Origin of the sequence: Marinobacter sp., assembly GCF_041690455.1 — a bacterium.
GTDB lineage: Bacteria > Pseudomonadota > Gammaproteobacteria > Pseudomonadales > Oleiphilaceae > Marinobacter.
In genome coordinates this window covers 15,192-32,918 of the sequence record NZ_JAWLHI010000026.1, presented here as the reverse complement: position 1 = coordinate 32,918, position 17,727 = coordinate 15,192, and the positions used below count along the sequence as shown (strand labels likewise).

Annotated in this window: 19 protein-coding genes; 6 read left to right on the top strand and 13 right to left on the bottom strand. The window is 61.3% G+C overall.

The window, feature by feature from the left end:
- Positions 1-19: 19 nt before the first annotated feature.
- The 4 genes from ACESMW_RS08230 to ACESMW_RS08215 form a co-directional block, all read right to left on the bottom strand.
- Positions 20-1,951 carry a CocE/NonD family hydrolase gene (locus ACESMW_RS08230; RefSeq protein ID WP_372986563.1) on the bottom strand — a complete coding sequence of 644 codons (1,932 nt, stop codon included), beginning with the start codon at positions 1,949-1,951 and terminating at the stop codon, positions 20-22.
- A 131-nt stretch (positions 1,952-2,082) separates the two neighbouring features.
- Positions 2,083-3,438 carry a PhoH family protein gene (locus ACESMW_RS08225; RefSeq protein ID WP_092004976.1) on the bottom strand — a complete coding sequence of 452 codons (1,356 nt, stop codon included), beginning with the start codon at positions 3,436-3,438 and terminating at the stop codon, positions 2,083-2,085.
- Between the two features lie 54 nt (positions 3,439-3,492).
- Positions 3,493-3,984 (bottom strand): HPP family protein, encoded by a 492-nt coding sequence (locus ACESMW_RS08220; RefSeq protein ID WP_113861006.1) that lies wholly within the window; start codon positions 3,982-3,984, stop codon positions 3,493-3,495.
- Positions 3,985-4,055: 71 nt separating this feature from the next.
- Positions 4,056-4,793: an START domain-containing protein gene (locus ACESMW_RS08215; protein ID WP_372986562.1), complete on the bottom strand. Its 738-nt coding sequence runs from the start codon at positions 4,791-4,793 to the stop codon at positions 4,056-4,058.
- A gap of 138 nt (positions 4,794-4,931) precedes the next feature.
- Here ACESMW_RS08215 and ACESMW_RS08210 point away from each other — a divergent pair, with 138 nt between their 5' ends.
- Complete coding sequence (locus ACESMW_RS08210) at positions 4,932-5,939, top strand: DUF2804 domain-containing protein (protein ID WP_372986561.1); 1,008 nt, start codon at positions 4,932-4,934, stop codon at positions 5,937-5,939.
- A gap of 10 nt (positions 5,940-5,949) precedes the next feature.
- Here ACESMW_RS08210 and minE read toward each other — a convergent pair whose 3' ends face one another.
- From minE to ACESMW_RS08185, 5 genes are all read right to left on the bottom strand, one after another.
- The gene (gene minE / locus ACESMW_RS08205; protein WP_372986560.1) at positions 5,950-6,201 is read right to left on the bottom strand and encodes a cell division topological specificity factor MinE; all 252 of its coding nucleotides are present in this window, start codon (positions 6,199-6,201) and stop codon (positions 5,950-5,952) included.
- A gap of 3 nt (positions 6,202-6,204) precedes the next feature.
- Complete coding sequence (gene minD / locus ACESMW_RS08200; protein WP_372986559.1) at positions 6,205-7,017, bottom strand: septum site-determining protein MinD; 813 nt, start codon at positions 7,015-7,017, stop codon at positions 6,205-6,207.
- A gap of 65 nt (positions 7,018-7,082) precedes the next feature.
- Positions 7,083-7,829, bottom strand: coding sequence for a septum site-determining protein MinC (gene minC / locus ACESMW_RS08195; protein WP_372986558.1), 747 nt, complete (start codon positions 7,827-7,829; stop codon positions 7,083-7,085).
- Positions 7,826-8,206, bottom strand: coding sequence for a HopJ type III effector protein (locus tag ACESMW_RS08190; RefSeq protein WP_372986557.1), 381 nt, complete (start codon positions 8,204-8,206; stop codon positions 7,826-7,828). The genes minC and ACESMW_RS08190 overlap by 4 nt, the downstream gene beginning before the upstream one ends.
- Positions 8,206-8,484, bottom strand: coding sequence for a DUF1244 domain-containing protein (locus ACESMW_RS08185; RefSeq protein ID WP_372986556.1), 279 nt, complete (start codon positions 8,482-8,484; stop codon positions 8,206-8,208). Before ACESMW_RS08185 ends, ACESMW_RS08190 begins: the two co-directional genes overlap by 1 nt.
- A gap of 115 nt (positions 8,485-8,599) precedes the next feature.
- Here ACESMW_RS08185 and dinB point away from each other — a divergent pair, with 115 nt between their 5' ends.
- Positions 8,600-9,664: a DNA polymerase IV gene (gene dinB, locus ACESMW_RS08180; RefSeq protein ID WP_372986580.1), complete on the top strand. Its 1,065-nt coding sequence runs from the start codon at positions 8,600-8,602 to the stop codon at positions 9,662-9,664.
- Here the strand turns inward: dinB and ACESMW_RS08175 are convergent, their stop codons facing one another.
- Complete coding sequence (locus ACESMW_RS08175; RefSeq protein WP_372986555.1) at positions 9,665-10,237, bottom strand: phosphatase PAP2 family protein; 573 nt, start codon at positions 10,235-10,237, stop codon at positions 9,665-9,667.
- On the bottom strand, positions 10,203-11,423 hold the full coding sequence (locus ACESMW_RS08170; RefSeq protein WP_372986554.1) for a glycosyltransferase family 4 protein: 1,221 nt from the start codon (positions 11,421-11,423) through the stop codon (positions 10,203-10,205). Before ACESMW_RS08170 ends, ACESMW_RS08175 begins: the two co-directional genes overlap by 35 nt.
- A gap of 114 nt (positions 11,424-11,537) precedes the next feature.
- Here ACESMW_RS08170 and ACESMW_RS08165 point away from each other — a divergent pair, with 114 nt between their 5' ends.
- From ACESMW_RS08165 to ACESMW_RS08150, 4 genes are all read left to right on the top strand, one after another.
- Positions 11,538-12,575: an NADP(H)-dependent aldo-keto reductase gene (locus ACESMW_RS08165; RefSeq protein ID WP_372986553.1), complete on the top strand. Its 1,038-nt coding sequence runs from the start codon at positions 11,538-11,540 to the stop codon at positions 12,573-12,575.
- 228 nt (positions 12,576-12,803) lie between these two features.
- Entirely contained in the window at positions 12,804-13,130 is a 327-nt protein-coding gene (locus tag ACESMW_RS08160) for a hypothetical protein (RefSeq protein WP_372986552.1), read from the top strand.
- Between the two features lie 173 nt (positions 13,131-13,303).
- Entirely contained in the window at positions 13,304-15,511 is a 2,208-nt protein-coding gene (locus tag ACESMW_RS08155) for an acetyl-CoA hydrolase/transferase C-terminal domain-containing protein (protein ID WP_372986551.1), read from the top strand.
- A complete protein-coding gene (locus ACESMW_RS08150; protein WP_372986550.1) occupies positions 15,511-15,981 on the top strand; it encodes a peptidylprolyl isomerase in 471 nt (156 codons plus the stop codon). The genes ACESMW_RS08155 and ACESMW_RS08150 overlap by 1 nt, the downstream gene beginning before the upstream one ends.
- Here ACESMW_RS08150 and ACESMW_RS08145 read toward each other — a convergent pair.
- Complete coding sequence (locus ACESMW_RS08145; protein WP_372986549.1) at positions 15,941-16,858, bottom strand: lysophospholipid acyltransferase family protein; 918 nt, start codon at positions 16,856-16,858, stop codon at positions 15,941-15,943. The two genes, ACESMW_RS08150 and ACESMW_RS08145, sit on opposite strands and share 41 nt — an antisense overlap.
- Entirely contained in the window at positions 16,779-17,540 is a 762-nt protein-coding gene (locus ACESMW_RS08140) for a GNAT family N-acetyltransferase (protein WP_372986548.1), read from the bottom strand. Before ACESMW_RS08140 ends, ACESMW_RS08145 begins: the two co-directional genes overlap by 80 nt.
- Between the last annotated feature and the right edge of the window lie 187 nt (positions 17,541-17,727).

The window sequence follows — 17,727 nt, the reverse complement described above, 5'->3', positions numbered from 1 at the left end:
CCTGTCCGGGGCGGTGACCTCAGTCGTTTTGGGCTTCCGCCAGGGGTGACTGGCCATCTGCGCTGAGCAGCGGCAGCGCCACCTCGCCGGTCACCTGCACCGCCGGCACCACCGGATCCCGGGAGAACGCGCCGGCAAAGGTCGGGTGCTGACCATACAGCATCAGTACCAGCTGATCCCCGGGGTTGAGCCGCTCGGCAATGCCGGTTAGCTCCACGGTATGCTGGCCCAGGCCGCGCAGGGGATGCACCTGTTCATCGATCAGCTCCGGCGCCAGCTGGTTCTGGCGAATCACGCCGATACCGGCAAAGACAATGCTGTCGCAGGTGCCTGCATGCAGGATCGGGTCGGAACTCTCCAGGCACTGGCTATCCAGATCCGGCAGTCCGGTGCCGATGCTCAGATCCGCCGTGGGAATGCCGGCAACAACTGCCTCCGATTCCAGGGTTTCCAGCGGTACCACCGTCGGTGCAAGGCCTGCGGCACCAAGCATTACCGTCGCAGGCAGGGGAGTGCCCAGCAGATCAAAGCCGACCTCGAAGGTGGTGCCGCCGGTGGTGATCCCCGGCGCCGAGATGGCGTCGCCCGGAGCCAGGGTGTAGCAGATCTGGTCACCGGTGGTGATGACATTGTTGGCGTTGCCACGGCCAAGCAGTTTCTCATTGAACCAGGCCACCGCGGCCTGGTTGGCGCTGATGTCACCGCATCGGGCAAGGGCATTGAGGTCGCCGGTGGCCAGGGTCGGCAGCTCACCGCTGTAGAAGGTGAGGTTGGCCAGGGTTTCCTGGATCAGGCCGACGTTCGGGGCCAGGTAATGGTGGCTGAACGGGTAGGTCAGCAGCCGGACGTCACCGCCGGCGGCCTTGAGGATCCGGTAATTCTCCGCCGCCTCGTTGAACGGGAACAGGCTGTCACGCATGCCCTGGAACATCAGCACGTCCACCGGGTAGGGGGCACGGGGCGGTGTCTTGACGATGTAGCGGCCGTCGCTGGTCAGAGGGAGCTGCCCGGTGATCGACTCCAGCAGGTAATCGTCGGTGTTGCCGCTGTCCAGCAGGGCAAGATCGCGCTCGTTCTGCCAGAAGTAGCTCGGGCTGTGGTAGTGGAGGAAGTCCAGGGCGCTGTCCGGGAACAAGCCGGTGGCAATGCCGTCGACCAGGGAGCTGCGCAGGTACGGGTCCATGGACAGGCCGGTCTGGCTGTCTCCCATCACCGACAGGAAGGCCAGCCAGTAGTTCTTGGTGACGTCTCCCGGGTTCAGGCTGTAGGTGAGGTCATGCCAGGTGATGTGGGGCACCATGGCATCCATGCGCTGGTCCGGATCGACGTTGTACAGCAGGTACTGGAAGCCCCCACCGTAACTGCCACCGACGCCACCCAGCAGCAGGTTGTCCCGCTCGTATTTCAGGTAATCCAGGTTGGCCTCGGCCCAGTCCACGATCTGCACCAGGTCCTGTCCCTCCAGGTCCGGGTCCATCACCCGGATGGTACCGCCGCTTTCCCCGTGACCGCGCTGGTCGATGCTGATGACCGCATAGCCCGCATCAATGAGGGGTTCTATGGGGGCCAGCGGATCGCTGCCCGCTTCGGTCGAGCGGGAACCACTGAAACCGTGTCCCTGCAGGATCAGGGGGTGATGGGTCTGGCAGTCAAACTGGGTTGGTTCGAACACCTGGAACACGATGGCGGCGCCATCAACCCGGGAGGGCATCTGCACCCGGTAGCTGCGACCACCGGTCAGGTCGGTGCCTTCGGAGCAGGAGGCGGCCGCAAGTTCCGCGTCGCTGTCCGGCAGTGGGCGCTTGTAGTGGCTGGGGCTGGCGCTGCTGACAACCGGCTCTTTCTGTTGGCTCTGGACGTCGGTTGTGGCATTCCCGGAAGAATCGCCACCGCAGCCACTGAGGGCTGCGGCCGATAGCCCGGCAAGGGTGAACAGGATGAGGTTTCGCATGGTATCGCCTTTGTCATTTGTTATTACGATGTGTCACGTTTGGGATAGGGATCACATTAGTTCGATAACAAACGGCCGGCGATGGCAGGATCGACCCTGGCGCATGTCGCCAGGGTCAACAGGGCCGTGGGTCAGAGATTGGCTTCGGCATACTCCGCGAGGACCGAACGGGGAACACCCTGCAGGTGAACGTGGGCGCCATGGCGGAAGCCCTTGAAGCGTTCGGTCATGTAGGTGAGGCCGGAACTGAGGGCGCTCAGGTACGGCGTATCGATCTGAGCCAGGTTGCCCAGGCAGATCACCTTGGAGCCGTTGCCGGCCCGGGTAATGATGGTCTTGATCTGGTGCGGCGTCAGGTTCTGGCACTCGTCGATGATGATCAGGCTGTGCTGGAAGCTGCGGCCGCGGATGTAGTTCATGGACTTGAAGTGCAGCGGGACCTTGCTGAGGATGTAGTCCACCGAGGCGGTCATGTTCTCGTCGTCCTCGTGCAGCGCCTCCAGGTTGTCCACGATGGCGCCCAGCCAGGGCTCCATCTTCTCCGCTTCGGTGCCGGGCAGGAAACCGATGTCCTCGTCCAGGCCCTGGGTGGAGCGGGTGGCAATGATGCGCTTGTACAGCTTGCTGGCAACGGTCATCTCGATGCACGCGGCCAGGGCCAGGATGGTCTTGCCCGAGCCGGCAGAGCCGGTCAGGTTAACCATGTGGACATCCGGGTCCAGCAGCAGGTTCAGGGCGATGGCCTGGTAGATGTCCCGGGGTACCAGTCCCCAGACTTCCTCGTTCATCAGGTCATGCTGGTGCAGGTCCCGGATGATGATGCGTTCCTCGTCCAGATCCACCGCCTTGCCGACAAAACCCTGCTCATCGAGTACGAACTCGTTGATGTTGATCTTGGCCAGAGGTCCTTCCCGGCGCAGGATGTGCTCGGTGACCCCTTCCCGTTGCACGGTTTCCACCTTCTCGATGTTGTCCCAGAAGGAGTTGCTGAACTCGTGATAGCCCTTGGGCAACAGGTCGATATCATCGAGCAACTGGTCATTGTGGTAATCCTGGGCTTCGACCCCGAATCCGCGCGCCTTCAGGCGCATGTTGATGTCCTTGCTCACCAGGATGATATCCCGGGACTTGTGGCGGTTCTGGAGCGCGGCCAGGGTATTGATGATCTTGTTGTCGTTCAGGTGCTCGGGCAGTGAATGGGAGTCCAGATGCTCGGTGCTCATCAGGATCAGCAGCTTGCCCAGGGGAGCGGCTTTCTTGCCCCGCACGATCGGCACACCTTTCTCGATTTCTTTCGGGCTGGCATCGCCCAGGACCTTGTCGATGTTCCGGATGGCCTGGCGGCAATCGGCGGCGACCGTCTGCTTGCCGGACTTGAGGCTGTCCAGCTCTTCCAGGACGGTCATCGGGATAATGACATCGTGTTCTTCGAAGTTGAGGAGGGCGTTGGGGTCGTGGATCAGGACATTGGTGTCGAGGACGTACATCTTTTTCCGAGCTTGCGGTGCTCTTGGCATAGGGGAGGCTACCTTTTTGGTGGCTCAGTCGTTCTCGGCGCAGCGCTGCGTCAGTTCCTTGTCCGATATCAGCTTGAGCATGTCGTAGGTCGTGATGATACCGGTAATTCTTGAATCGCTGGTGACAAAGATCCGGTGCAGGTGCTCACGCATCATGATATTGGCAATGTCTCGCACCGGCGTCTGCTCGTCAACGGATAATACGATCGGGGTCATGATATCGCGGACTTCCACCGGGACCTTGCCCATCTCCTCGAAAATGGCCATGCGCAGGCGCCGTGCCTCGATTTCCTCCTCCGGGGTCAGGCGGGAGCCGGTGTCCGATCGGCTCGCATTCCAGCGGAATTCGGTGATGTCCTTGAGGGTGGCAATGCCGACGATTTCCCCGTTGTCGTCGGTAACGGGGCTGCCGGTGATTTCGTTATCGGTGAGGAAGCGGGCCAGACGGTCCATCGTCCAGTTCTGGGGTACGGCTTTGATGCTGGGGGTCATGATCTCGTGGGCGAGAACGGTCATCGGGTGAGGCCTGCCTCTTGTTGCTGTCCTTTTCCGTAAAGCTTAGCGCGTGTTTCGGGGGGCGTCATCCCTCACGAATCCGAACGCACCACATCCTTCAGCTTGCCTTGTTCGTCCCAGACCAGCTCGAATCCCTGGTACCGGGGCGCGCGGGCAACGTCTTCAAGGGCCTGCATGGAGCGCACCGGAATGTCCACCAGCAGGGAATTGACTAGCCATCCGGGCAGGGCACCGTTGGGATCCGTGTGTTGAACCCAGATCATCCGGGTGCTGTCGCCCTCGGGGATGAAACGGTACAGGGTATCCGAACGGTCGACCCGGATACGGTTGCTGCTTTCGGCCCGCAGGTCGGGGGTGGCATTCAGGTCCATGATGACCTCGCCACTGGCACGGTCACCCCGGGTGCGGATCCGCAGGACGTAATCCCGGTCCGCCACCGGCCAGGGCATATCGTTCACCGAGTAGGCGTAGCGGTCATGGAAGTCGCCCTCGCCGAAAGCATAGGATTCGCTGCAGTTGTGGACCCATTCGGTGCAGGAGGCCGGGTTGATCATCACCGCCATCAGGTTCTCGATCGGGACATCAAGCATCGCAACCGCCTTGAAGGCCTTGAATTTCGAATCGGGCTGCCCGGTGGTATAGATCCGGATGTTGTCGGTTTCCGTGCGCAGCTCCCAGTCAGCGTTCTGCTCATCGGGCAGTTCTGCCGCCATCGCAGCACTGGGCAGGGCAGCGAGCATCCAGGTGCAGACCATCCCCGCAAAGACAACGCCCCGGCCTGCAAACCCATGGGCTCTTGAACTTCTCATAGAGTACACTTCCTTGAAGACGATGCCGCCGAGTCTAGCATGGGGTAAAGGCCGGCAAAGGCACGAACACAGGGGATTGTGAACCAGGTAACTCCACTGGCTGATGGTTCCGCGAATTGGCCCGATCTGACGACCGCTATGACCATGAAAAAGCTGATTGACGACAAGGGACGAGTTCCTGCCGGGGTGCTCAGTGAACCGGTAGATACCATCAACTACCTGGACTATGACCTGCGTTCGGTCATGGACCGGCCCCGCTCGCGACTGGCGCGCCGGTGGCGGTTCAACCAGTTCCAGTTCGTCAGTGCCATGGGCCCTGGCTGGGTGTTCGGTATGGCCCTGGTGGATCTGAAGCTGCTCGGAAATGGCTTCTTCTATCTGTACGATTTCGAATCCGGAACCATGCTGGAACGGTCATTCCTGCAGCCGCTGGCCATGGGAACACATCTTGAGCCCTACCCCGAGCATGGCCTGGCCCGTTTCCAAAAGGGGGAGGTGGACCTGCACATTGCGCCGGCGACCGGCGGGCGCAATGTTTCGGTGTCGGCGCCGGGCGGAATCCGCATCGATCTGGAGCTGCGGGAAGATCACGATCCGCTGCGCCTGGTATGCCCGGCGGGCTACAACGGCTGGGTGTTTACCCGCAAGTCCGCCGGCCTGAAAGTGGAAGGTGAAGTCCGCTGGGACCACCAGATCTGGCGTTGCGATGACAAGGTCCGGGGTTCCATCGACTGGAGTTGCGGCTTCATGCGCCGGGAAACCGCCTGGAACTGGGCAGCCATCGCGGGTGTGCTGGAGGACGGCCGGTCATTCGGGCTGAACCTGGCCGCCGGTGTCAACGAAACCGGAATGACGGAAAACGCCCTATGGCTGGACGGCGTCTGTTCGAAGCTGGAGGCGGCGAGGTTTTCCTTTGACCGTTACCGGCTGGGCAGCGACTGGCATGTAACGACGACGGATGGTCGGGTGGATCTGAATTTTGTGCCGGCGGGGGTGCGCAAGGAGAAGCTCAATGCGGGCATCGTGGCATCGAATTTTCGCCAGTACGTGGGCACCTTCAACGGCACGGTTACTGATGAGGCGGGAACGAAAATCCCCGTAGCAGGACTACGGGGACTGATGGAGGATCACTTCGCCCGCTGGTAGCGGGGCCGGGCTATTTTTCCGGTAGCGTGACGTTGAGCTCCAGTACCGAACATCGTTCATTGCGGTCCACTTCGACCTGCACCATGTCATCGGAAATCTGCACATATTTGCGGATGACCTGCAGCAGCTCCTGCTGGAGCTGGGGCAGGTAGTCCGGCTGCTCCCGCTGGCCCCGCTCATGGGCCACGATAATCTGCAGACGCTCCTTGGCGACACTGGCGCTTGCGTTCTTCTTGCTCCTGAAATAATCGAGGAAACTCATCCCTTAGCCTCCCTTGAACATCCGCGTGAAGAACCCTTTCTTCTGGGCGTTCATGAAGCGATGCTCCCGCTCCTCCCCCAACAGGCGGGCCACGGCGTCTTCATAGGCCTGGCCGGCATCACTGTCTTCTTCGAGAATGACCGGCAAGCCCTGGTTGGAGGCATTGAGCACCACCTGGCTTTCGGGAATCACGCCCAGCAACGGGATGGCCAGGATTTCTTCCACATCACCCACGGACAGCATTTCGCCCTTGGAAACCCGGTCCGGGTTGTAACGGGTCAGCAACAGGTGCTCCTTCACCGGGTCCATACCCATTTCCGCCCGCCGGGACTTGCTCTGGAGAATGCCCAGGATGCGGTCGGAGTCACGCACGGAGGAGACTTCCGGGTTGGTCACCACGATGGCCTCGTCGGCATGGTACAGGGCCATGAGGGCGCCGTGCTCAATACCGGCCGGGGAGTCGCAGACGATGTAGTCGAAGGTTTCCGACAACTCGTTGATGACCCTTTGCACGCCTTCGCGGGTCAGGGCTTCTTTTTCCCGGGTCTGGGAGGCGGGGAGGATGTAGAGCGTATCTACCCGCTTGTCCCGGATCAGGGCCTGGTTCAGTGAGGCTTCGCCCTGGATAACGTTGACGAAGTCATACACGACCCGGCGTTCGCAATTCATGATCAGATCCAGGTTGCGCAGTCCCACGTCGAAATCGATAACGACGGTCTTGTGACCGTGCTTGGCAAGGCCGGTGCTGATTGAGGCGCTGGTGGTGGTCTTGCCAACGCCGCCTTTTCCTGAGGTTACGACAATGATTTTAGCCAAGGTTCAGTTCCTGTTTCGCGGTGGATTCGTCGTGTCTTCTTGGTCGTTATTGTTGGTTGTAAACATCAGGCCTTGTCCAGTGGCGTTACCACCAGCAGGTCGTCCCTGAGCTGGATCTGCACAGCGTTTTTCCAGCCGTTGTCCTGAAGATCTTCGGAGATTTTATAGTGTCCGGCGATGGACACAAGCTCTGCTTCCAGTGACTGACAGAAAATCCGGGCGGATTCGCCGCCGTGGATTCCGGCCAGGGCCCGACCCCGAAGCGGGCCGTAGACATGAATGTTGCCCGCCGCCAGGATTTCCGCACCTGCCTGCACCGGACCGAGCACGATCACGTCGCCTTCCGGCGCATGGATCTGTTGGCCTGAACGGACGGGGTTGCTGATGATCCGGGCCGGTGCCGGGCCGCCGGGCTGACCGGTCTGCGGCTCGCTCTCCGGTTCGGCTGCCGCCTCCGGCTCCTGGGGCTTCTCCCGCTGGCTGGAGCCTGGCAGCAGTGCCAGTGACGCCCCCCGGGCCAACCGGCGCTGGTCTTCATTACCGCCACGCACGCCGATCACCTGGATGTTGTGCCGTCGGCAGGTACCGATGATCTTGAAGAAATCCAGTTCGCTGTCCAGACCTTCGTACCGCTCCAGGCTGATGATCAGCGGGATGTCCTTGAAGAACCCCGGCGCCTGGTTGATCTTCTCCCGGAGGTTGGTCTCGAACTCGTCGTTATCAAAGTAATAGAGTTCAAGGGCTGTCAGCGAGATGTTCGCGCTCTTGAACTGGAAACTCTGTTGTACCCCGGTGCTGGCGGTATCGGTCATGAAGGTGTCTCTTCCTTGGTATCGGGCGCAGTGTGAGGTCGCAGTGGTTCGCCGTCGAAGCGGATGCCGGACCAGCCGGTGCTGATGAACTGGCGGATATTGCCGTGGCTGTCGCCGGCGGGCTCATCCAGGACCTGCTGGTAATGCTGGGCAAACAGGCGCAGGGTTTCGGATTCACCGAGATTGCAGTGACGCCCGAGCCCGAACACCCGGCAGGAACCGGCGTTCTCTCCGGCGGCATTGAACAGGGGGCCGTTGTGAAAGCCGGTCGGCTGGTACTCGAAGTAGCGTTCGATCAACGCCAGGGTGTCATCGAAATCGCTGTGGCCGGCTTCCAGCGCCGCCAGATGGATTCGCACCGCCTCGTTCACGTTCATTACTTGTGATCCTGCTTCGGGCCGATCTGGTAGCGCTCTTTCCATTCTTCGTAGGGCATGCCGTAGATTTCTTCCCGGGCATCCGGATCGGAAAGCTCGAAACCGCGCTCCTGGGCCTCGGCCCGGTACCATTTTGACAGGCAGTTGCGGCAGAACCCAGACAGGTTCATCAGATCGATGTTTTGTACCTCGGTGTTGTCCCGCAGGTGCTTGACCAGACGGCGGAAGGCCGCCGCTTCAATTTCAGTGCGTTCGGATTCGGGGATCGGGTTGCTCATGGGGCCTCGCGGTAGTCCTGGGTAGTGTTGTTGGAGTTCCCTGACATTCTCGGCATGTTAGCGTAATATACAAGGCTGTATATATGTACAGAGTGTGGACGCGAGCCCCCTGACCATGCCCCAGCGCAAGATCATCCATGTGGATTGTGATTGCTTCTACGCCGCCGTGGAAATGCGAGACGACCCCAGCCTGCGGGATGTTCCCTTGGCCGTGGGTGGCGAGGGTGGCCGGGGCGTGGTAACCACCTGTAATTACCGGGCCCGCGCCTTCGGCGTCCGTTCGGCCATGCCCGGTAGCGAAGCCCGCCGGCTGTGCCCCGGTCTGGTGACGGTACCGCCGGACATGGGCAAGTACCGGGCGGTCTCGCGCCAGGTGATGGATATCCTGCGGGAGCTGACTGACCTGGTGGAGCCCCTGTCCCTGGATGAGGCCTTCCTGGATGTGTCTGATGTCTCCGACCATAAAGGCAGCGGTACCCTCATGGCCCGTTATCTGAGGGAGCGCATCCACCGTGAGGTGGGAATCACCGTTTCCGCCGGGGTGGCGCCCAACAAGTTCCTCGCCAAGATTGCCAGCGACTGGCAGAAACCCGACGGCCTCTTTGTCATCACCCCGGACCGGGTGCAGGAGTTTGTCCGTGACCTGCCCGTGGAAAAGCTGTTCGGAGTGGGGCAGGTGACCGCCTCCAAGCTCCATGCCCTGGGGGTAAAGACCTGCGGTGACATGCAGGCGCTGGGGGCGGATGTGCTGCTGGACCGGTTTGGCAAGCAGGGCTATCGCCTGCACGAGATGGCCCATGGCCGGGACGACCGGCCGGTGGTGGTGTCCCGTATCGCCAAGTCGGTGAGTGTCGAGCGTACCTTTTCCCAGGATCTGCCGGACAAGAGCGCTTGCGAGTCGGTCATGCCCGCACTGGTGGCCGACCTCAACCTCCGGCTCAGCCGCAAGGGCCGCAGCAAGCCGATCCACAAGCTGTTTATCAAGATCCGGTACAGTGATTTTTCCACCCACACCCTGGAGCGGGTCCGTGAGCACTTAGCCGAGCCCGGGGTCGCCGATTATCAGCCCCTGCTGGATGAACTGGTCACGAACACGGAGCGCCCGGTCCGGTTGCTCGGGGTGGGGGTGCGGTTCCGCAATGATGACGCGCCTGTGACCCAGCTTAGGCTGTTCGACTGATCAGCCGGCGATAATCGCGATGGCAATCCCGAGTAACTGGTGGATCGACAGGTAGCCGATGGTGCCCCCGATCAGCGCGCCGGCAACCACATCGCTGGGATAATGCAGGCCGAGGACCACCCGCGAGGCGGCAACGCTCAGGGTGAAAGGCAGGATATATAGCGCCAGCCCGGGTAGCGCGGCCATCAGCATGACCTGGAAGCAGACGGCATGGAGGGTATGGCCGGAGGGAAAGCTGTAGCGGTCCAGGGGCGGCGTGCCACAGTTGATGGACGGGAAGGATATGAACGGCCGTTCCCGGATCAGCCACCGTTTCAGCAGCTTGTAGGTGATTGTGCAGGTCAGCCCCGTTATGGCCATTAACAGGGCCAGGCCGGGTCCGGTAGCTGGTTCGAGCAGCGGCAGTGTCAGGATCAGCGCGTACCAGAACCAGCCATCGCCCAGCCGGCTGACCGTGCGGAAGTAGCCCAGCAGCGGCCGGAACCGGGCCGACCGGTTGATGGCCTGGCACAGCAGGAATTCCCGCTGGTCGGCCCGCTCAAAGAATCGAGATGCTTTGCTTGTTGAGGGCATGGTACCCCGCCTTGTTTTCCGGGTTCAGGACCAGCTGTTCGAACTGTTCGATCTGGGCTGACCAGTTGAGTTCCAGTGCATCGAGCCGGGCCTGGTTACGCAGACGGCCAAGCAGCGTCGGCTGGTCAGCCAGCCTCAGGGCGCAGTCGACAAAGCCCTCGTCATCCTCGAGGGCGACTTTCAGGCCGTTCTCCTCGTTCCGGAGGTGTTCACTGGCCGCGCCATCGTCAAACGCCACCACCGCCAGGCCGCTTGCCATGGCTTCCAGCACCACGTTGCCGAACGTGTCGGTTTTGCTCGGGAACAGGAACAGGTCCCCGGATGCGTAGAATTTCGCTAGCTCCTCACCGCGACGGATACCGCAGAACAGGTACTCGGGATGGCGTTCGCTCAGTTCGCGACGCAGGGGGCCGTCGCCAACGAGGATGAACCGGGAATTGGGGTGCAGTCCCCGGATCCGTTCATAGCAGGCCACCGCCAGCCGGAGGTTTTTCTCCGGGGCCAGGCGACCGACATAGATCACCGCCCGGTCATTTGGCGCCAGTCCCCATTGCTTGCGAAGCTCGTTATCCCGCTTGTGGGGGGAGAACCGGTTGCAGTCGATGCCCCGGCTCCACAGGCCGGTGGCCGGAATCCCCATGGCACGGGTCACCTGCTGCATCTTGCGGGTGGGTACGAGGGTTACATCCGTACGGTTATGGAACCAGCGGCCGTAGGCGCAAAGCACCCGTTCCAGGGCGCCGATGCCGTAGTAGCGGCTGTACTGGTGGAAGTTGGTGTGAAAACCGGAGCTGACCGGGATACCGATCCGTCTTGCCGCGCTGACCGCCGCCACGCCCAGCGGCCCCTGGGTAGCAACATAGACCGCGTCCGGGCGTTCCTCTTTCCAGAGGCGCGTCAGGCGCCGGACGCTGGTGATGCCGAAACGGAGGTCGGCATAGCCGGGCAGCGGCAGCCCCGGAACCACGAGCTCTTCATTGAACAGGGCATCACCGGCACTGGCCACGGAGCCGGTGAGCTCATGACGCTGGCGGGGCCTGACCACAGTTACCCGGTGGCCCCGCTGCATCAGCCCCTGGCACAGGTGTCTCAGCGTATTGGCCACGCCATTGATTTCCGGCGGAAAAGTCTCGGAAACAATGGTAATGTGTTGCTGGCGCCGGCTGGGCTGGGTGGTCTGGGTCACGGTGTTTCCTGTGGTTCCTCTAACATGCCTTCACTATGGGAAGCGCACATGACAGTTATGCGACACTCCCGTGACATTCCTTTTACCCGTGCAATGAACTGAAGCGGAGACGATATGCAGACGCGAAAGTTAGGTAATACCGACATTGATGTGAGCCTGATCTGCCTGGGCACCATGACCTGGGGCGAGCAGAACACCGAGCAGGAAGCCTTCGAACAGCTGGATTATGCGACGGGTGAGGGGATCAACTTCATCGACGCGGCGGAAATGTACCCGGTGCCTCCGAAACCGGACACCCAGGGGCTGACAGAAACCTACCTGGGTAACTGGCTGGCCCGGCGCGGCCGCCGGGACGATTTGGTGATCGCCTCCAAGGTGGCGGGGCCGGGGAATGGCCTGAGCTACCTGCGCAACGGCCCGAGGCTGACCCGGGACCATATCCGTCAAGCCTGCGAAGACAGTCTCAAGCGTCTGCAGACGGATTACATCGATCTGTACCAGGTCCACTGGCCGGACCGGAATGCCAATTTTTTCGGCAAACTCGGTTATGTTCACAAGCAGGATGAAGACGCCACGCCAATCGAGGAAACCCTGTCAGCGCTGGATGAACTGGTCCGGGAAGGAAAGGTTCGTCACATCGGCCTGTCCAACGAGACGCCCTGGGGGACCTCCGAGTACCTGCGTCTGTCCCGGGAAAAAGGCTGGCCCCGGGTGGTCAGTATCCAGAATCCCTATAACCTGCTGAACCGCTCGTTCGAGGCGGGGCTGGCAGAGTTCGCCCATCGTGAGCAGACCGGCCTGCTGGCCTATTCGCCCCTGGCTTTTGGCATGCTGTCGGGCAAGTATCTCGGCGGCAAGTGGCCGGAGAAGGGGAGGCTTACCCTCTACGAACGCTTCAGTCGTTACACGTCGGACCGCGGAATGGATGCAACCCGCGCCTATGTCGAGCTGGCCGGCCAGCACGGCCTGACGCCGACCGAGCTGGCCCTTGCCTACGTAAACAGCCGGAGTTTCGTCACCAGCAACATCATCGGTGCGACCACGATGGATCAGCTCCGGGAGAATATCGGCTCTGCCAATATTACGTTGGGTGAATCGGTGCTGGAGGCGATCGAGGAGATCCACCGGGAGTTTACCTACCCCTGTCCCTGATTTTCCGGGTCGGAGAACGGCAGTTTTGGGCCGGACTGAGGTCGGGCTCAAAGCTGTTGTTACGTTCTGAAAAACTGGGGATTATTTTTTGACAAAAGAGTGGCTAAAAACTGACAAAAAGTCGGCGCGATTGTGTGCAAAGTCACATCTTTTCCGGGATCATTCATTAGACTTTGGCCTAGGTCATCGAGCATCTTCTATCCCGGTTTACAGGTCTTTGTCAGTGTCATGATTATTCGAATTTTTGTTGCCCTGCTTGCTCTCAATCTCGTCGCTTTTGTCGTCCGCGCCGATGCGGCGGAGCGTCCTTTTGGCGAGGATCCGGAGCCGGTAAATACCGTTCAGGAGCTCTATCAGATTCAGGAGCGGATGGTGGGAAACTTCGAGGATGACAGTTCTGAGGCCATCACTGAAATCGGCTCCCGGCTGCTCAGTCTCTCGCTCACCCGGTCCCGTTCGGACGATAAGCAATACGCCTCTGATCCTGCGCAGGCGGACCATGGCATCGCCCTGCTGAATGAGGGTGCCTGCCTCAACCTGAAGTGGAACTTCTGAATCTGACCCACTCCTGAATTCCCGCTTGTCCTGTTTTTACCCTCCCTGCCTGTCCCACCTTTCCAATTCCAACTAGTCTGGTTACTGATCTGGCGCATTGTCTGGGCGGCCCTCCCGTGTGATTATCTGCCCATAACCCTGTCGTGGTCCGGAAAGCAAGAAGGAGCTTGGTGATGTCGGAAAGCAGTCAACGCCTGCAAGACGTGGATGCCTGTGTGGATGAGGTGATTCGCCGGGTCGGCAAGGAGATTACCCTCGGGCTGCCCCTGGGGCTTGGCAAGCCGATTCGATTCGTGAACGCCTTGTATGAGCGGGCGAAGCAGGACCCGGACATTCAGCTGCACATTTTCACGGCGCTGTCACTGCTGGCGCCGCGGGGGAGTTCATCCCTGGAGCAGCGGTTCATGGGCCCCTTCGCCGAACGCCTTTACGGGCGTATTCCGGATCTTGCCTTTGCCCGGGATGTTGCACAGAACCGGCTGCCGGCGAATGTCACGGTTTCGGAGTTCTACTTCAAGGCTGGTTCCCACCTGAACAATCGGGGTCAGCAACGTAATTACGTCTGCACCAATTACACCCATGCCATCCGGGATCTGATGGCGCTGGGCGTGAATGTATTGGGGCAACTGGTGTCGCCGGGCGACAGCCACGGCGCGCCGGGCAAAGTGAGCCTGAGCTGCAATCCGGACCTGACCCTGGATCTCATTCCCCTGATGCGGGCGATGGAAGCCGGCGGCACGCCAGTGGCGCTGGTGGCTGAACTGAACGCCAATCTGCCCTTCATGGGCCATCATGCTGCCATTGATGAGAGCAGTTTCGACGTGGTCCTGGATCAGCCCTCCACCGACTATCCCCTGTTCTCGGCACCACAAATGGCGATCAGTCCGGAAGATCACATGATCGGATTCTACGCCAGTTGCCTGCTGAAAGATGGCGGAACCCTGCAGGTGGGGATCGGCTCACTGGGCGCCGCCTTTGTCTACAGTGCCATTCTGCGTCACAAGCACAACGATGACTGGCGAGCCCTGTTCGACCACCTACGGGTCGGCGACGAGTTTCCGGTGGTAAACGAGTATGGCGGCACCGGCCCCTTCGATGAGGGAATCTACGGCTGCAGTGAGATGATGGTGGATGGCTTCCTGTACCTGATGGAAGCCGGCATCCTGTCCCGCCAGGTGTTTGATCACGCCGGCCTGCAAGAGTTGATCAACCAGGGCGACATCGATACCACCCCGAGTCTGGCCATGCTGGACACCCTGAGAGAGGCGGAGCTGATTGACTCCCCGCTCAGGGCCAGGGATGTGAACTGGCTTGTCCGCTGGGGAATTTTAGCACCGGAGGTCGAGTTCAAGGGCGGGCGTCTGCTGGCCTCCGGGCAATCCGTGGATGGTGACCTGAACCATCCCGATACCCGCCGGCTGATCGAATCACGGATGCTGGGCGACGCTCTGAAAGGGGGCATCAGCATGCATGGCGGCTTCTACGTGGGGCCGGAAAGCTTCTATCAGTCGTTGCGGGATATGCCGCAGCATCAGCGCGACCGGATCTGCATGACCAGTGTCAATTACATCAACCATCTCTACGATCACCCGTTCGGCAGGCAGCGGCTGAAAGCGGCACAGCGCCGGCATGGCCGGTTTGTGAACTCGGCCATGATGTACACGCTCAGCGGCGCGGCGGTCTCCGACGGCCTGGATGATGGCCGCGTGGTCAGTGGTGTTGGTGGTCAGTACAACTTTGTCGCGATGGCCCATGAGCTGCCTGGCGCGCGTTCCATCCTGACCATGCGGGCAACCCGTAGCTCCAAAGGAAAGACCGTTTCCAATATCGTCTTCAACTACGCCCACTGCACCATCCCCCGCCACCTGCGGGACATCGTGGTGACCGAGTACGGCATTGCCGATCTCCGGGGCCAGTCCGACGAGCAGGTCTACCTGCGCCTGATCCGCATTGCCGACTCCCGATTCCAGCAGGAGTTGCTCAAGCAGGCCCAGAAGGCGGGTAAGGTGGACCCCTCATTCAGCCTGCCAGCCTCCTGGTGTAATAACACGCCGCAGGCTGTACGGTCGGCCTTGGCCGCCGCGGGCAACGGCGACCGGTTCTCCGCCTTCCCGTTTGGTCGGGATTTCACGGACGAGGAATTGACGTTAGGGAAAGCCCTTAAAGGGCTCAAGGCCGCAACGGCCACCCGCCGTGGTAAACTGTCGACCCTTTGGCAGGCTGCCCGGGCCAATGATGAGGGGGGGCGGTACCAGCCCCTGCTGGAGCGAATGGGATTGCGAAATCCCCGTGGCCTGCGGGAAAAGCTGGACCAGCGACTGGTCATTTACGGCCTGCAGCAGCTTGAAACACCACCGGATACAGGAAACTCGGAAACCTGATGCAAGAACCCGATACCAAGCCCGATGTCTTTACCGTTCACTATGTCCTGAAAAACAAGGCCGGAGAGCTGGTCGATACCTCCGAGGGCAGTGAACCCCTGCATTTTCTCTATGGCAGCCCCGAGATCATCAAGGGCATCCAGGAGGCCGTGAAAGACCGGAATGTGGGAGATTGCCTTGAGGTCACCATCCCACCCGCCATGGCCTACGGAGAACATCGGGAAGATCTGGTGCGCAAGGTGCCGCGCTCACTGTTCGAGGGCGTCGAGAATCTCCAGGTCGGCATGAAGTTCCAGACCAACACCGGGGATGAGGCCCAGGTGGTGCAGGTGGTTGGTATCGACGGCAACCTGGTGAAGGTGGATGCCAATCACCCCCTGGCGGGCTTCACCCTGTATTTCGATCTGGAAATTGTCGGCCGCCGCGAGGCTACCGAAGACGAGATAGCCCAGGGCCGGCCCCTGTTCTGACCGGCACCGGCGCCGGGTCCGCTTCGCCGGCCTGCAACCGGCGCAGGCCGTCCAGAACCGTCTCCTGAAGCTGGCGGGCCAGTTCCGACGGCTTCAGTTCTCCGGTGGTTGGCACCGGCTCATGGAACAGGACATCCACCCGGGATGCCGGGTTTTTCAGTAACCGGATCAGGTGGCTGTGGAAGGCATCATCCCCGATGAACGGAGCCACATGGTCGGGCCTGCCCTCCCGCCGGTAGCAGATGGTCGCCGGCTGGACCATGACGTTTGCCTCCCGGGCAGCGCTCAGTAACAGCCCGTGAAACGGAAGTACGGTCAGGCCGGCACTGGTTGTGCCCTCCGGGAAGATCAGCACCGATTCCCCGGACGCCAGGGCAGAGCGGATGGCGGATTTCACCTGCCGTGCCTGTCCTCCGCCTCGCCGAATGAACAGGGTGCCGGCCTGTCTGGCCAGCCAGCCGATCAGGGGCCATTCCGCCACCTCGGCCTTGGACAGGAATCGGACCGGCGCCAGCCCGCCCAGGATGGGGATGTCGCACCAGCTGATGTGGTTGCTGACCACCAGGGAGTTGGCCTGCGGTGTCCGCCCATGCCAACGGATGTGCAGCCCCAGGCAACGGCAGGCGCCCCGGAAACAGCGGCCGGCCCAGGGCGTTCGGTCCAGTTTCTTCCCAGTGACGATATCCCCGGCCCTGAGTGCCAGGGCGAGGACGGCTATGGCCGCCAGAAACAGGATGAAGCTGGCCAAGCGAATGGCCAGTCGCAACGAGCCGATCATCGGAATGGCCTTGCCACGCTCACGACGCCCTGCCCATGAAATGGCGGCTGTAACGGGCGGCGAGGCTGTCCACTTCCAGCAGTACCAGCAGGTCAGCACACCGGAATTCCGGATCCCAGCAGGGCGCACCACACACCCTCGCGCCCAGTCGCATGTAGGCGCGGATCAGCGGTGGAACATCGACCGGCCGGTCCGTGGCCGGGGTGTTCGTCAGGTGCGGCAACTCCCTCAGTGGCGTTACCCGGAAAGACTCGTCGGCCAGGTAAGTGTCCTGCAGGTGATTGGCAATTCGCCAGGCCTTGTGGCCTCCGTCAGACATGCCGATGCTGGCGCAGCCAATCAGGTAGTCGATGCGGTGCTTGATCAGGTACTCCGCCAGGGTGGCCCAGAGCAGGCTGATGGTGGCACCGTTACGGTAGTCGGGATGGACGCAGGTGCGTCCCAGCTCAGCCACGCTGCCGGACAGGGAGGCCAGCGCAGACAGATCGAATTCCCCCGCCGAGTAGAATTCACTGACGTCCCTGATCCGGCTCTGGGGCAGTACCCGGGTGGTGGCAATCAGGTTGCCGGTCCGGCTGTCGGTCACGATCAGGTGGTCGCAGAGGGAGTCGTAGGCGTCGGCGTCAAGGCCGGGTGTGGTGGCGCCGAGGTCACTGCCGTACTCTGCGGAGAAAACCTCGTAACGAAGGCGCTGAGCCTGCTCGATTGTGGCCGGGTCACGGGTTATGGCGGTCCGGAGCTGTCGTGAGCTTTGCCTGGCTTTCGCGGTTTGTGCAGTCATGGCCTGGTCTCTTTGTGTCCATTTACCGACAAGGCTATGAACCGGCTGTGACACTGGGGTGACCGTCCAATGACCGCTGTATGACAGGGGCTATCACTACGGGTCGATTTGTCACGGGCTGTAACAGCGAGGCGCTTCCATGTATATTTCTGAATTGCATGTATAATTGCTGTTACAGCAGGTTGCC